The following is a 14,080-nucleotide window of genomic DNA, read 5'->3' as shown; positions in this document are numbered from 1 at the left end:
CGGCCCCGCGGTGCCCCGACCGCGGGGGTGTGACCCTGTCGGCACCGCGGCAACGACACGAGGCACATGGGTGCCGGTCGCGGCTCCTGGAGAGGCCGCGTCGTCATGGCCCGGGCGGGCGGGGCGGCCACGTGGCGGCGCCCAGCTCGCGGGACACCGCTCGCGCCGTATCGCGCACGAGGTCGGCGATCTCTGGGCGCTCCAGGTCGCCGGAGGGGACGACGACGCCGATGGCGCCCACGGCCTCTCCGTAGGAGTCGAAGACCGGGCTCGCCAGGGAGCCCTCACCGATGACGGCCTCGTCCTGCTCCGTCGCGACGCCGCTCGCTCGGATCTGGTCCAGCTGGTCGCGCAGGGGCTCGGGTGACGTGATCGTCTCGCCCGTCATGCTGCGCAGCTCCCCGGAGGTGAGCACCCGCTTCTCGTCCTCCGGCGTGAAGGCGAGCATGGCCTTGCCGAGCGCGCTGGCATGGACGGGGATGACGATGCCGACCTCCGGCATCTGCCGGCTGCCGTCGGGGCGGGGCTCGTGGTGGATGATGACCACGTCGTCGATGAGGAGCACGCCGGTGCGCACGGCCAGCCCGGTGCGCCGCGCGAGGTCCTCGGCCCAGGGAACGGCCCGCGACCTCAGCTCGAGAGTGTCGAGGTAGACGTTGCCGAGCCGGAGCACGGCAGGCCCGAGCTGGTAGCGACTCGAACCGCGCTCCTGCACCACCATCCCGTGCTCGACCAGGCTGCGGACGATGCCGTGCATGGTCGATGGCGCGAGGTCGAGGCGGGCCGCCAGCTCCGACAGGCTCATCCGGCGGGTGCCCTGAAGGGCGGTCAGAACCCTGATGGCGCGGTCTATCGACTGGATCACGGGGCAACGACCTCTCCGGTGTGACGAGTTTCACGAAAACTCTTGCGTACCAGTGAACCATAGGCGTAGCGTCCCAATCCAATTCGACACTGTCGAATCCCATTCGGATCAAGTTCGAGAAGAGGAACGGGCATGCTTGACGAGACCAAACTGGTCCAGCGCTTGGGTGCTGAGACCATTGGAACGGCATTTCTGGTGTTCATCGGGGTGGGGTCGGTCCCAGCCACCCTGATCGTCAACGGCGATGCGCCGTTCACGATGGCCGACCTGGGGATGATCTCCCTGGCGTTCGGCACCGTCGTGATCGCCACCGTCTACGCCCTCGGGCACGTCGGCGGGAACCACATCAACCCGGCGGTGACGCTGGGACTGGCCGCGTCGGGCAAGTTCCCGTGGAGCCAGGTGCCGGCGTACATCGGAGCCCAGGTGGTCGGCGCCATCGTCGGTGCCGCGGCCATCATCGGCGTTCTCGGCCAGCAGGCCTCTGACGCGGGTCTGGGCGTCGCGGCGTACAACGAAGAGACTGTGAGCGTGGCGCAGGCATTCACCGCAGAGTTCGTGGGCACGTTCATCCTGGTGTTCATCATCTTCGGCGTCATCCACCGCAAGGCCGCCGCCGGATTTGCAGGTGTCGCGATCGGCCTGGTCGTGTTCGCCGTCATCATCCCGGTCGCTCCGACGACGGGCGCTTCCATCAACCCGGCGCGCACGTTCGGTCCGATGCTCGTCCAGCAGATCGCCGGCGGCGACGTGAAGTGGGACCAGCTGCCGGTCTACGTGGTAGCCGAGCTCTGCGCCGGTGTTGCCGCCGCCCTGCTGTACGGGGTCCTCGCCCGGACCCCTGCCGACCGGAAGCTCAGCGACAGCGGCGTCGACCTGGGCGCCCCCGATGCTGAACCGGCAGCGGCCCGTCAGGCCGCCAACCGCTGATCCCAGCCAGCAACCACACCGAAGGAACTCTCATGAAGAAGCTCATCAACGACCCGGACGATGTCGTGGTCGAGGCACTGCACGGAATCGAGGCGGCCCAACCCGACCTGCGGGTCGACCACCAGCACAAGATCATCTACCGCGGCGACACGCCGAAGCAGGGGAAGGTGGGGATCATCTCCGGCGGTGGCTCGGGCCACGAACCGCTCCACGGTGGGTTCGTCGGCCTTGGCATGCTCGACGCCGCGTGTGCCGGGGAGATGTTCACCTCGCCCGTGCCCGAGCAGATGCAGGCGGCCACCAAGCTGGTGGACGGCGGAGCAGGCGTCCTGCACGTCGTGAAGAACTACACCGGTGACGTGATGAACTTCGAGATGGCCGCTGAGCTGGCGGCCGCGGAGACCGGCGCCCGAGTTGTCTCGGTGGTCACCGACGACGACGTGGCCGTACAGGACAGCACCTGGACCGCGGGTCGCCGCGGGGTCGGCGTGACCGTGCTGTTGGAGAAGATCGCGGGCGCGGCAGCCGAGCAGGGGCGCGACCTCGACCAGGTCGCCGAGGTCGCCGGCAAGGTCAACGCGAACGGACGCAGCATGGGCGTGGCACTCACGTCGTGCACCGTGCCCGCTGCGGGCAAGCCCACCTTCGAGCTCGGCGAGGGCGAGATGGAGGTGGGTGTCGGCATCCACGGTGAGCCCGGCCGGGAGCGGTTGCCCCTCGCGCCCGCAAGCGACATCGCCGCGATGCTGGTCGAGCCGATCCTCGCGGACCTGCCGTTCACCAAGGGCGACCCGGTCATCGCGTTCGTCAACGGGCTCGGCGGCACGCCGCTGATCGAGCTCTACGTGATGTTCAACGAGGTCAACAAGATCCTCGGCGGGCACGGCGTCCCCATCGCACGGTCGCTGGTCGGCTCCTACATCACCTCGCTCGACATGGCTGGCGCGTCGATCACGCTGCTCAAGGTCGATGACGAGCTGCTCTCCCTCTGGGACGCTCCGGTGAACACTTCAGCGCTGAGATGGGGCATCTGAGACATGGACGAGAACGTGACCACGGCGGTCCTCGAGGAGTGGGTGCACAGGTTCGCCCACCTGGTGGCTGAGAACCGCGACTACCTGACCGAGCTCGACGCAGCGATCGGCGACGCCGACCACGGGTCGAACATGGACCGGGGCATGAAGGCCGCCGTGGCCGCGCTCGACGCAAGCCCACCGGCAACGCCCGGGGCCCTCTTCTCCAAGGTGGGCATGACGCTGGTCTCCACGGTCGGGGGAGCGAGCGGCCCGCTGTTCGGCACGCTGTTCCTGAGGATCGGCAGCACGCTGGGCGACACCGAGACCACCTCGGCGCCCCAGCTCGCCGCGGCCCTGCGTGCCGGGCTGGGCGGGGTCGTGGACCGGGGCAAGGCCGGGCCCGAGGACAAGACCATGTACGACGCGCTGGCGCCGGCCGTGGACGCGCTCGACGCCGCCCTCGCCGACGGCGCAGACCTGGCCGCTGGCCTCAAGCACGCCAGCGACGCAGCCGCGGCGGGCCGGGACGCGACCACGCCGATGCTGGCGCGCAAGGGGCGGGCCAGCTACCTCGGTGAACGCAGCGTGGGGCATCAGGACCCCGGCGCGACGACCGTGGCCCTCCTGCTGGAAGCGGCCGCCGAAGCGGCTTTCTGATCCTCCTGACTGACCTGGATGACGAGCGAGTGGAGTGCAGTGACATGACAGAGAGCCTTTCGGGAGACTCGCCGGCCCCGAGCGCCGACCAAGGGGTCGGACTGGTCGTCGTCTCCCACAGCCGGACGCTCGCCCGCTCCGCGGTGGCCCTGGCCTCCGAGATGCTGCACGGTCGCCCGCTGAGGATCCAGGTCGCCGCCGGGCTCGACGAGACCACGTTCGGCACCGACGCCGTGGCGATCATGCAGGCCATCGAGCGTGCGGACGGCCCGGCGGGTGTCGTCGTACTCATGGATCTCGGCAGTGCGGTGCTCAGCACGGAGCTGGCGCTCGACCTGCTGCAGGACCCTTCCATCCGCGACCGGGTGACACTCTCCCCGGCCCCTCTCGTGGAAGGCCTCATCGTCGCTGCCGTCGCTGCGGCCGGCGGAGCCAGTCGGGCGGAGGTGGCGGCCGAGGCCCGCGACGCTCTCATGGGCAAGTCGGGGCACCTGTCCGCACCGACGGACGGCGCCACACCGGACGCGGGCGAGGTCAACGCGGAGGAGGTCGTCGGAGTCTTCTCGGTCGAGAACCCCCACGGCCTGCACGCCCGGCCCGCCGCCCGGCTCGTCAACGAGGTCCGCGCCCTCGACGCGTCGGTCCAGCTGCGCAACCTCACCACGGGCGGCTCTCCGGTCCCTGCCGGAAGCCTGAGCCGGGTCGCCACCCTGGCCGCCCTTCGCGGACACGATGTCGAGGTCCGCGCCTCCGGACCACAGGCGCAGGAAGCGGTCGAGCACCTGCTCACCCTCGCCGCTCGACGGTTCGACGAGACCGTCGAGGAGACTGCCGCGCCTCCAGCCCAGGTCCGCGCCTCCTCGATCAGCGGTCCGCTGCCCGCCTCACCCGGGATCGCGATCGGCCCGATACGCAGACTCACCGCGGTCCCGGTCGACCTCCACCAGGAGCCACTGGGGGAACCGGCCGCGGAATGGCGGCGCATCGTGGAGTCCGTCGCCGCCGTACGCCGCGACATCGAGCACGTCCGGGTCGTCACCGCGCGCGAAGTGGGCGCCGAGCAGGCGAGCATCTTCGACGCGCATCTCTCCCTACTCGCCGACGCCGAGATGCTCGCCGACGTCAAGACCCGCACCAGCGCAGGGATCGGGGCGGTCTCCGCCTGGGCAGGCTGCCTGGCCAACGTCGAGCGCGAATGGGCGAGCCTGCCCGACCCCTACCTGAGGGAACGGGCCGCGGACGTGCACGCGGTCGGCGACCAAGTGCTTCGGGCGCTGACGGGGGAACCCGCCGGGCGGATGACATCGCACGGTGTGCTGGTGGCCAATGACCTCACCCCCGCCCAGACCGCCGGCCTGGACCTCGGCCTGGTGACCGGGGTCGTTCTCGCCGAGGGAAGTCCGACGTCGCACGCCGCGATCCTTGCCCGGGCCCGCGACATACCCGTCGTCGTGGCCGCTGGCCCCGAGGTGCTGGGCATCCCCGAGGGCACCACCATCCTGCTCGACGGCAGCAGCGGCGAGCTGCACGTCGACCCGTCGCCGGAGCTCCTGGCGGAGTACGAGCGCCGCGCCGCGGACGCGGCGGGAAGACGCGCCCAGCAGCTCGCCCTCGCCGAGCAGCCCGCACGCTCTCGCGACGGCATTTCGGTCGCCGTGGCCGCCAACCTCGGATCCGTCGCCGACGCTCGCGCCGCGCTCGACGCGGGGGCGGACGGCGCCGGGCTGGTGCGCACCGAGTTCCTGTTCCTCGACCGGAGCGCCGCGCCGAGCGTGGAGGAGCAGAGCGCCGAGTACGACGCGATCGCCGAAGCCATGGACGGCCGGCGGATCACGCTGCGCACCCTCGACGTCGGCGGGGACAAGCCCCTGTCGTATCTCCCGATGCCCCAGGAGGCGAACCCCTTCCTCGGTCAGCGGGGCATCCGGCTCAGCCTCGAGCACCGTGACCTGCTGCGCGACCAGATGGCCGCGATCTGCCGCACGGCGCGGGACCATCCGACCAGCATCATGATCCCGATGGTGTCCACGCCCGGCGAGATGATCGAGGCACGCCAGGTGCTGATGGAGGCAGCCGGGTCGGCGGGCCTTCCCCAAGGCCTCCACGTCGGCACGATGATCGAGGTCCCGTCGGCGGCGCTCAAGATCGAGGCGTTCCTCCCGTACGTCGACTTCGTCAGCATCGGCACCAACGACCTCACCCAGTACGCCCTCGCGGCCGAACGCGGCAATGCCGCGGTCGCTGCCCTCTCAGATGCCCTCGACCCCGGCGTGCTCCAGCTGATCGACCACGTGTGCCGGGCGGCACGTGGTCGGATCGACGTCGCGGTCTGCGGAGAGGCTGCCTCTGACGAGCTGGCCATCCCCGTGCTGGTCGGGCTGGGCGTTCGGGAACTGAGCGTCTCACCGCCAGCCGTACCTCGGGTCAAGGCGGCGATCCGCGAGCTCGACACCGGCCGCTGCACCACACTGGCCGAAGAGGCGCTCACCCTGGCCGGGGCCGACGATGTCCGCAAACTCGTGTTGGCGATGCTCGAGGAGGACGAGGGCTGAGCCGAGGGTCTGCTGCCTTGAGAGCCCGCACACGCCGCGGCCCGACGCTGCACGCTCCCTTTTGTCTGTTGGCGAGGTGAGAACCACCCGATCCGGAAGCGGTTCTCTGGGGCGGGACTGTGCGCGTTGTCGATGCTTGGTTGGCGTGGAGGGTCATGTCCGGCTAACAGGAGCTAGGGGCGGAGCGGGGCGTGACCCAGGGTCAGGGGATGTGTGTGCATGACGGCCCGAGTTCTTGACAGTCACAGGCGGCGCTGTGCAGCGCTTGGGGGACACGCCCCGTCTGGGCGAGGTGCTGTACCCCCGGCAGCTCTACCCGCGGCCCGCGCGGTCCATTCAGAATCGAGTGAGCAGGTTGTCCGACGCGGTGTTCTTCGCGATGCCGATGAGCATCAGGAGAGTCTGCTGCAGCCAACCGAAGAACACGTAGACCACCAGTGCGGCGACGGCGCCGTACAGCCAGATGGCCAGCGAGAGCGCGCCAGCGAGCTGGAAATCACCCATGGCGGCGCCGAACGCGGTTCCACTGAGCACTCCCAACGCGATCAAACCCAGCGCCACCCAGCGGATCAGTCCGATCGTGTGCACCAGGCGCGTCGCTGCCCCCGTGCTGACCGCTCCCCCTGACTTCGCCATGCCTTCTCCCCTGAAACCGTTGAAGCGTTACGGACGGCCGCTGGCGTCTCGGGTCACCAGCGGCCGTCCGAGACGAGACCGTAGGCGACGCAAGTCGACGTCCGCAGCGAAACCGCCACCTTGCTCCGCGACGGGCGCGCGCCCCGCGCGCCGTCACAACACGCCCCTACAGGCTCTCCGGCGGCAGGTGCTTCTTCATCAGGCGCCTGACCCGCTTCTGCTTCCGGTCCGGGATCATCGAGCGCATCTCCTCGAGCTTCCCGAAGCACAGCAGCCGGTCCTCGCCCTCGAGCACGGTCTTGTTGCGGGGGTTCGGGATCACCTGCGGCCCGCGGTGCAGCGTCAGGACGGTGATGTCACGCTCGTCGAGGCCGGAGTCGCCGAGCTTCTTGCCGACCATGTCCGAGCCGGTGTGCACGACGATCTCGGCCACGCCGTACCCGGTCGACACGGTCAGCCGCTGGCGTACGTCGATGTCGGGGAAGGCGACCTGGTTGGCCATGTAGTCGACGATCGCGCCGGCGACATCGAGCTTCGTCGCGGTCTCGATGCCCTCGAGGCCGGGTGAGGAGTTCACCTCCATCACCTGCGGGCCCTTGCGGCCCTCGAGCATGTCGACGCCGGCGACGCGGAGGCCCATGATCTGCGCGGAGCGTACGGCCACCCGCTCGAACTCCTCGTCGAGCTCGACGGACTCGACGCTGCCGCCGCGGTGCACGTTGGAGCGGAACTCGTCGCCCTGCGCCACGCGCCGCATCGCCGCCACCACGCGGTCGCCGACGACGAGGGCGCGGATGTCGCGGCCCTTGCTCTCCTTGACGAAGCGCTGGATCAGCACGTTCTGCCGGGTGCTCTGCAGCGTCTCGATGATCGCCTCGGCGACCTTGATCGTCGGCGCCAGGATCACGCCGATGCCCTGCGTGCCCTCGAGCAGCTTGATCACGACCGGCGCACCGCCGACGCGCTCGATCGCGGGGATCACGTCGGCGCGGTCGCGCACGAAGGTCGTCGCCGGCATCGGGATCTTGTGGCGCGACAGGATCTGCGTGGCGCGCAGCTTGTCGCGGCTGTTGGCGATGCCATAGCTCGTGTTGGGCGTGTAGACGTCCATCTGCTCGAACTGCCGCACCACTGCGGTGCCGAAGTAGGTGATCGAGTTGCCGATGCGCGGCAGCACCGCGTCGTACGTCGAGAGCTGCTTGCCACGGAACAGCAGGTCCGGCTCGTCGCCCGACAGGTCGATGCCGAAGCGCAGCGTGTTGAGCACCTTGACGTCGTGGCCGCGGTCGATGGCCGCGGTCCGCAGCCGCTGGGTGCTGTAGGAGCGCGGTGCCCGAGACAGGATGGCGAGCTTCATGGGCAGCCATCCAACCACCTCCGCCGCACGGCACCCTGCCAAGATGGCCCGGTGTCCACCCCACCCGAGCAGCCCGAGCCCGACCACGTCGTCGTCGGCTGGCGCGAGTGGGTGTCCCTCCCCCAGGCCGGCGTGGACTGGGTCAAGGCCAAGATCGACACCGGCGCCCGCTCGTCGTCGATCCACGCCTTCGACCTGGAGGTCTTCGAGCAGGACGGCGCCGAATGGGTGCGCTTCTCCATCCACCCCTGGCAGCGCTCCGACGAGGACCACGTCGAGCTCAGCCTGCCCGTCCTCGACCGCCGCGAGGTCCGCTCGAGCAACGGCCAGGTCGAGCAGAGGTACGCCGTGGCGCTCGACGTCACGCTGGTGGGCCGCAGCATCACGACCGTGATGACGCTGAGCAACCGTGACGAGATGGGCTTCCGGATGCTGATCGGGCGCGAGGCGCTCGAGCGGGGCTTCCTCGTCGACTCGGCCAGGTCGTACGCCGGCGGCAAGCCGCGCCGCGCCGTACGCCGCAAGAACTGGGGCAAGTAGCCGCCACTAGGCTGGAGCCGTGACCACCTCCGCCGCCCCGACGAGCGTCGGCTAGTGGCGCGCGAGTCGTTCGGCATCGGCGGCGTCCGGATCCGCGCGGGCACCGTACGCGCCCTCGAGCTGCCGATCACCCGCCTCGTCACCGGCGCCGACGTCACCCTCCCGGTGCGGGTCGTGCACGGGCGCGAGGACGGGCCGGGCGTGTGGATCGACGCGGCCATCCACGGCGACGAGGTCGCCGGCGTCGAGGTGGTGCGCCAGGTGATGGCCGGGCTCGACCCCAAGACGTTCCGCGGGACCCTGGTCGCCGTACCCATCGTCAACGTCCTCGGCTTCATGACCGGTGACCGCTACCTGCCCGACCGCCGCGACCTCAACCGCTCCTTCCCCGGCTCGGCGCGCGGCTCGCTCGCCGGCCGCATCGCGCACCTGTTCATGCGCGAGATCGTCGCCGGCTGCGAGGTCGGCATCGACCTGCACACCGGGTCCGACCGCCGCAGCAACCTGCCGCAGGTCCGCGCCGACCTCGACGACCCGCGCACCCGCGAGCTCGCCGCCGCCTTCGGTGCGCCGGTGATGCTGCACGCCAAGATCCGCGACGGCTCGCTGCGCCACGCCGCCCGCGAGCAGGGCGCCAAGGTGCTGCTCTACGAGGGCGGGGAGAACCTGCGCTTCGACGACTACGCCGTCGACGCCGGCGTGATCGGCGTACGCCGGGTGCTGGCCGCGCTCGGCATGACCGAGCCGGTCGACGAGCCGTCCGTCGAGGCCAGCCGTGAGTGCCGCTCGAGTGGCTGGGTCCGCGCCCGCCGCACCGGCATCCTGCACCTCGACGCGCACCTCGGGCAGAAGGTCAGCGACGGCGAGCGCCTCGGCACCCTCTTCGACTCGTTCGGCAAGACGCTGCGCGCGGTCTACGCCAACCGCGACGGCATCGTGATCGGCCGCACCGAGGCGCCGCTCGTGAACTCCGGTGACGCCGTGGTGCACATCGCCAGCTGAGCGCGGGCGTCACATGCCGGGCAGCGCCAGGAACTCGTGGACGTCGATCGTGCCGATGGCGAGGTGCGGGTGACCCTCCAGCACGGCGTCGAGGGCCTCACGGGACTCCGCCTCGAGGATCGAGTACCCACCGATCGAGGGGTCGGCGGCGTCGCTGGCGGGAGCCACGGGCGAGCCCATGTCGACGAGCGCGGAGCCGGCGCGGCCGGCCCAGCTCATCCACTCCTGCATGCCCGCCTCGGCCTGCTCGGGGGTGGCGTCGCCCATCTGCTGGGTGGCGCTGACGTCGGACTTGTAGAGGACGAGGAACTTCATGGTGGGTCTCCTTGTTTCGGTGGGTGGGGGTTGAAGGTCAGAGGGCGGTGCGGCCGGAGAAGGCGGCGAGCCGGTCCAGCGGGCTGGCGTCCTCGGCGGGCGTCACCTCGGCGCCGAACGACCTTCCGCGGCCGCCGGGGATGATCGCCCGCCCCTGCTCGGCGAGGTGGGCGACGACCTCGTCGGACATCCGCAGCTCCTGGCCGGACGCCTGCGCGAAGTCCCAGGCGTGGAGGGCGATCTCGAGCCCGAGCACGCCCGCCAGGGCCGCAGCCGGCATCTCCTGACCGCCGGGGCCGGGGACGTTGCCGTCGGGGTCGACCGCGCGCCAGGCGTCGATGGCCTGGGCTGCCATGGTGGACACCCGGTGCTCCAGCGACCCCTCCTCCGGGACGACGATCGTCGTGCCGGCCATCGCACCGAGCTGCGCCAGCGAGCCGAAGAGGTGCTCGGCGAGCTCGTGACAGGTGAAGTCCGTGCACGGGGTCTGCTTCGCCCTGTCGGCGTCGGTGAGCCCGCGCAGCACCGGCTGCATCGAGGCGAGGGCGGCGTCGGCGACCGTGGTCGGCGTGAGCTCCTCGGGAGCCCAGGCCCACTCGTCCATCCCTGCATCGCCCGTGGCGGCGATCTTCTGGAGGCGCTCGAGGTAGTGGTTCCAGCCCTCGGCGTGCATGGCGGCCTGCTGCTCGGTGAGGCCCTCGTGCGTCAGCGTCACCACGGTGCCGTCGCCCTCCGGGGAGAAGGTGACGGTGACGGTCGACGCGTCCCGGGGCAGCTCGGGGTTGCCGTCCCACCCCCAGCCGAAGACGAGCCGACGGCCCGGCTCGACCTCCTTGAACGTGCCCTCGGCGACGTGGCCGGGAGTCACGATCCAGCGGTAGTCGCCGCCGGCACGCAGGTCGACGGTCGCCGAGACGGCCTGCCAGCGGCGCAGCCGCTCGGGCTGGGTGAGCAGTGCGAACGCCTCCTCGGGCGAGCAGGGAAGGGTGACGGAAGAGGTGAAGCTCATGGGGTTCTCCTGTGGGAAGTGGGGGCTCAGGCACGCAGGGCACGGGCGTCGGCGACGAGCTGGTCGAGCTCGGCGGTCCAGAACCGGTTGATCTCGGCCTGCAGCTGCTGCAGCCCGTCGGGACGTACGCGGTAGATGCGCTGGCGGCCGACCTTCTCGGCCTCCAGCAGTCCGGCTTCCACGAGCAGCAGGAGGTGCTGGCTGATCGCGGATCGGGTCACGTCGAACGGGGCGGCGATCTCCGAAACGGTCCGCGGACCGCTCGCCAGCATCTGCAGGATGCGTCGCCGGGTGGGCTCGGCAGCTGCAGAGAAGGCGTCCGTCACCAGCGATACGTTAGTCACGACTAACGCTTTCTGTCAACGTCCACAACGGGACCGGCCCACCGCGTGGCGCGTGACCGGCGGTCTGGTTGGGTGCACCACATGTCCTTCGACGTCGACGCCTTCCGCGCCGAGTTCCCCTCGCTCGCCTCCGGCATCGCCCACTTCGACAACCCCGGCGGCACCCAGACGCCGCTCGTCGTCGGCGAGGCGATCGCCCGCACGCTCACCGGCCCGCTGTCCCAACGCGGGTCGGCGCTGGCCAGCCAGCGCAACGCCGAGGACGCCGTCGCCGGCTTCCGCTCCGCCGTGGCCGACCTCGTCGGCGGGGTCCCCGGCGGGGTGGTCCACGGCCGCAGCGCGACCGCGCTGACGTACGACGTCTCCCGCACGCTGGCCAAGACCTGGACGCCCGGCGACGAGGTCGTCGTCTGCGAGCTCGACCACGACTCCAACGTCCGGCCATGGATCCAGGCCGCCGAGCGCGCCGGCGCGACCGTGCGCTGGCTGCGGCTCGACCCGGCCACCGGCGAGCTCGACCTCTCCTCGCTCGACGTCATCGGCCCGCGCACCCGGCTGGTCGCGATGACCGCCGCCTCCAACCTGCTCGGCACCCGCCCGCCGGTCGCGACCGTCGCCGCGCGGGCCCACGAGGTCGGCGCGCTCGTCCACGTCGACGCGGTCCACCACACGGCCCACACCGCGCCCGACATCGCCGCCCTGGGCGCCGACCTGCTGGTCTGCTCGCCCTACAAGTTCTTCGGTCCGCACTGCGGCGCGCTCGTCGCCGACCCGGCCCTGCTCGAGACGCTTCGTCCCGACAAGCTGGTGCCGTCGACCGACGCGGTGCCGGAGCGGTTCGAGCTCGGGACGCTGCCCTACGAGCTGCTCGCCGGGGTGACCGCCGCGGTCGACCTGATCGCGTCGGTCGGCACCGGCGACTCACGTCGCGAGCGGCTGGTGTCCGCAGCCGCCCTGATCGCCGAGCACGAGCTGCGGCTGCGCGGGAGGATCGAGGAGGGCCTCGCCGCGCTCGGGGACCACCTCACCCTCCACTCCCGGGCGGCCGACCGGACCTCGACCCTCTTCCTCACCCTGCGCGAGCGCCTGCCCGTGGACGCGTACGAGCACCTCGCCAAGCGCGACGTGCTGGTGCCGGCCGGCACGTTCTACGCGTACGAGACCTTCCGCGCGCTGGGGCTGCCGGTCGACTCCGGGATGCGGATCGGGCTGGCGGCCTACACCGACGACAGCGACGTCGACCGGCTGCTCGAGGGGCTGGCGGACTTCTTCGGCGCCTGATCCGGCCGTCCCCGTCGGCACTCGAGCGGACCAACGTCCGCTCGACGCACGCCATGGCGTGCGTCAGGCGACCACGAGCGTCACCCAGTCCGCCTCCGCGATCAGTCCGGGCGATAGGCCCCTCGCGCCTGCTCCGCGACCTCCTCCGACCCGGCCCCGCCCTCGTGGGCGCTGGAGTCGACCTCGTCGGTGTCGACGGTGTCCCCGACGGTTGCGTTGCCCTCGGGCTCGGCGTCGAGCGCGCGCTGGCGGTCCTCGTCGCTGACCCGCTCACCCGCGTCCGGGAACACCGACTCCTCCGGGTGCTCGGCGTAGGGGTCGGGCTCGGTCTGCTCGCCGTTGGTCATCCGTCGACCGTACGCCGCCGGGCCCGGGCAGCGGACCCCCGCAGGGGTGGCGGCTCCAGCCCCGCGTGGACGCGCGGACAGAACTCGCCACGCGCGTGCTTGCCGAGCGTGGCCCACCTCGCCGGCGCGACCTTGTGTCCGCGTGTCTACGTGCTGGCGCTGTCGGATCCCTCGGCCATGATGACGAGGTGACCCACTGGGTGCTCCACGTCGACATGGACCAGTTCCTCGTCGCCGTCGAGCTGCTGCGCCGACCCGAGCTGGTCGGCCTGCCCGTCGTCGTCGGCGGCCGCGGCGACCCGACGGAGCGGGCCGTGGTGTCGACCGCGTCCTACGAGGCGCGCGCCCACGGCGTACGGTCCGGGCTGGCCCTGCGACTCGCGAAGCGCCGCTCCCCCGACGCGGTCTTCCTGCCCGTCGACTTCCCGGTCTACGAGGAGGCGTCGGCGCGGGTGATGGAGACCCTGCGGTCGGTCCCCGGCGCGGTCGTCGAGGTGCTCGGCTGGGACGAGGCGTTCGTCGGCGTCGAGACCGACGACCCCGTCGCGACGGCCCGCGAGATCCAGGCCGCGGTGCTGGAGGCCACCGGTCTGCACTGCTCGGTCGGCATCGGCGACACCCTCGTGCGCGCCAAGATCGCGACCGAGTTCGGCAAGCCGCAGGGCACCTTCCAGCTCACCCGCGACACCTGGATGGAGGTCATGGGCGAGCGGCCGACGACCGCGCTGTGGGGAGTCGGAACGAGGATCGGCGGGCGCCTCGAGGCGATCGGCATCCGTACGGTCGCCGACCTCGCGTCGGCCGACGACGCCGACCTGGTCGCCGCCTTCGGCCCGACCAACGGCCCCCACCTCGGCCGGCTCGGTCGCGGCGGCGGTCGCGCCCGGCCCGACGACACCCCGTGGGTGGCGCGCGCCCACGGCCGCGAGACGACCTACCAGGCCGACCTCACCACGCCCGACGACGTACGTGCCGCCCTGCGCGAGCTGGCCGAGCGCGTCGTCGACGACGTGCTCAAGGAGGGGCGCGCCGTCATGCGGGTCCACCTCAAGGTGCGCTTCGCCCCGTTCTTCACCCTCACCAAGGTCCGCAAGCTCGCGGAGCCGACGTACGACGTGGACGTGATCGCCCGCACCGCTCTCGAGCTGTTCGTCGCGCTCGACGACCAGCGCCCCGTCCGCCTGCTCGGCGTCCGGGGCGAGATGGTCCCGCCCGAGGGCGGCTACTGA

Annotated in this window: 15 protein-coding genes and 1 pseudogene; 9 read left to right on the top strand and 7 right to left on the bottom strand. The window is 71.3% G+C overall.

Annotation, left to right across the window (positions count from 1 at the left end; genetic code table 11):
• Positions 1-103 precede the first annotated feature (103 nt).
• Positions 104-865 carry an IclR family transcriptional regulator gene (locus EXE59_RS25060; protein ID WP_135837834.1) on the bottom strand — a complete coding sequence of 254 codons (762 nt, stop codon included), beginning with the start codon at positions 863-865 and terminating at the stop codon, positions 104-106.
• A 132-nt stretch (positions 866-997) separates the two neighbouring features.
• Here EXE59_RS25060 and EXE59_RS04540 point away from each other — a divergent pair, with 132 nt between their 5' ends.
• From EXE59_RS04540 to ptsP, 5 genes and pseudogenes are all read left to right on the top strand, one after another.
• The gene (locus EXE59_RS04540; protein ID WP_135837833.1) at positions 998-1,795 is read left to right on the top strand and encodes an MIP/aquaporin family protein; all 798 of its coding nucleotides are present in this window, start codon (positions 998-1,000) and stop codon (positions 1,793-1,795) included.
• A 32-nt stretch (positions 1,796-1,827) separates the two neighbouring features.
• On the top strand, positions 1,828-2,829 hold the full coding sequence (gene dhaK, locus EXE59_RS04535) for a dihydroxyacetone kinase subunit DhaK (protein WP_135837832.1): 1,002 nt from the start codon (positions 1,828-1,830) through the stop codon (positions 2,827-2,829).
• Positions 2,830-2,832: 3 nt separating this feature from the next.
• Positions 2,833-3,468: a dihydroxyacetone kinase subunit DhaL gene (gene dhaL / locus EXE59_RS04530; RefSeq protein WP_135837831.1), complete on the top strand. Its 636-nt coding sequence runs from the start codon at positions 2,833-2,835 to the stop codon at positions 3,466-3,468.
• Between the two features lie 44 nt (positions 3,469-3,512).
• Positions 3,513-3,965 (top strand): annotated as a pseudogene (gene dhaM, locus EXE59_RS24995) (dihydroxyacetone kinase phosphoryl donor subunit DhaM); the annotation flags it as partial.
• Positions 3,942-6,020 carry a phosphoenolpyruvate--protein phosphotransferase gene (gene ptsP, locus EXE59_RS04525; RefSeq protein ID WP_342777226.1) on the top strand — a complete coding sequence of 693 codons (2,079 nt, stop codon included), beginning with the start codon at positions 3,942-3,944 and terminating at the stop codon, positions 6,018-6,020. The pseudogene dhaM and the gene ptsP, both read left to right, overlap by 24 nt.
• A gap of 336 nt (positions 6,021-6,356) precedes the next feature.
• Here the strand turns inward: ptsP and EXE59_RS04520 are convergent, their stop codons facing one another.
• Entirely contained in the window at positions 6,357-6,656 is a 300-nt protein-coding gene (locus EXE59_RS04520) for a hypothetical protein (protein WP_135837829.1), read from the bottom strand.
• Between the two features lie 166 nt (positions 6,657-6,822).
• On the bottom strand, positions 6,823-8,013 hold the full coding sequence (locus EXE59_RS04515; protein WP_135837828.1) for a RimK family alpha-L-glutamate ligase: 1,191 nt from the start codon (positions 8,011-8,013) through the stop codon (positions 6,823-6,825).
• Between the two features lie 51 nt (positions 8,014-8,064).
• Here EXE59_RS04515 and EXE59_RS04510 point away from each other — a divergent pair, with 51 nt between their 5' ends.
• Positions 8,065-8,553, top strand: coding sequence for an ATP-dependent zinc protease family protein (locus tag EXE59_RS04510; protein WP_135837827.1), 489 nt, complete (start codon positions 8,065-8,067; stop codon positions 8,551-8,553).
• A gap of 54 nt (positions 8,554-8,607) precedes the next feature.
• Complete coding sequence (locus EXE59_RS04505) at positions 8,608-9,555, top strand: succinylglutamate desuccinylase/aspartoacylase family protein (protein WP_135837826.1); 948 nt, start codon at positions 8,608-8,610, stop codon at positions 9,553-9,555.
• A gap of 9 nt (positions 9,556-9,564) precedes the next feature.
• Here EXE59_RS04505 and EXE59_RS04500 read toward each other — a convergent pair whose 3' ends face one another.
• The 3 genes from EXE59_RS04500 to EXE59_RS04490 are packed head-to-tail and all read right to left on the bottom strand — an operon-like array spanning position 9,565 to position 11,205.
• The gene (locus EXE59_RS04500) at positions 9,565-9,870 is read right to left on the bottom strand and encodes a YciI family protein (RefSeq protein ID WP_135837825.1); all 306 of its coding nucleotides are present in this window, start codon (positions 9,868-9,870) and stop codon (positions 9,565-9,567) included.
• Positions 9,871-9,907: 37 nt separating this feature from the next.
• Positions 9,908-10,879, bottom strand: a complete 972-nt coding sequence (locus EXE59_RS04495) for a TIGR03086 family metal-binding protein (protein ID WP_135837824.1) — start codon at positions 10,877-10,879, stop codon at positions 9,908-9,910.
• 26 nt (positions 10,880-10,905) lie between these two features.
• Complete coding sequence (locus tag EXE59_RS04490) at positions 10,906-11,205, bottom strand: ArsR/SmtB family transcription factor (protein ID WP_135837823.1); 300 nt, start codon at positions 11,203-11,205, stop codon at positions 10,906-10,908.
• A 99-nt stretch (positions 11,206-11,304) separates the two neighbouring features.
• Between EXE59_RS04490 and EXE59_RS04485 the strand changes: the two genes are divergently transcribed.
• Positions 11,305-12,504: a cysteine desulfurase-like protein gene (locus tag EXE59_RS04485; RefSeq protein ID WP_135837822.1), complete on the top strand. Its 1,200-nt coding sequence runs from the start codon at positions 11,305-11,307 to the stop codon at positions 12,502-12,504.
• A gap of 101 nt (positions 12,505-12,605) precedes the next feature.
• Here EXE59_RS04485 and EXE59_RS04480 read toward each other — a convergent pair whose 3' ends face one another.
• Positions 12,606-12,851, bottom strand: coding sequence for a hypothetical protein (locus tag EXE59_RS04480; RefSeq protein ID WP_135837821.1), 246 nt, complete (start codon positions 12,849-12,851; stop codon positions 12,606-12,608).
• Positions 12,852-13,039: 188 nt separating this feature from the next.
• On the opposite strand from EXE59_RS04480, the gene EXE59_RS04475 reads away from it, so the two are divergent.
• The gene (locus EXE59_RS04475; protein WP_210428885.1) at positions 13,040-14,080 is read left to right on the top strand and encodes a DNA polymerase IV; all 1,041 of its coding nucleotides are present in this window, start codon (positions 13,040-13,042) and stop codon (positions 14,078-14,080) included.

The sequence above is a fragment of the Nocardioides eburneiflavus genome (assembly GCF_004785795.1).
Lineage (GTDB): Bacteria > Actinomycetota > Actinomycetes > Propionibacteriales > Nocardioidaceae > Nocardioides > Nocardioides eburneiflavus.
The sequence above is the reverse complement of the archived record's forward strand: the minus strand, read 5'-3'. Positions and strand labels throughout refer to the sequence as shown.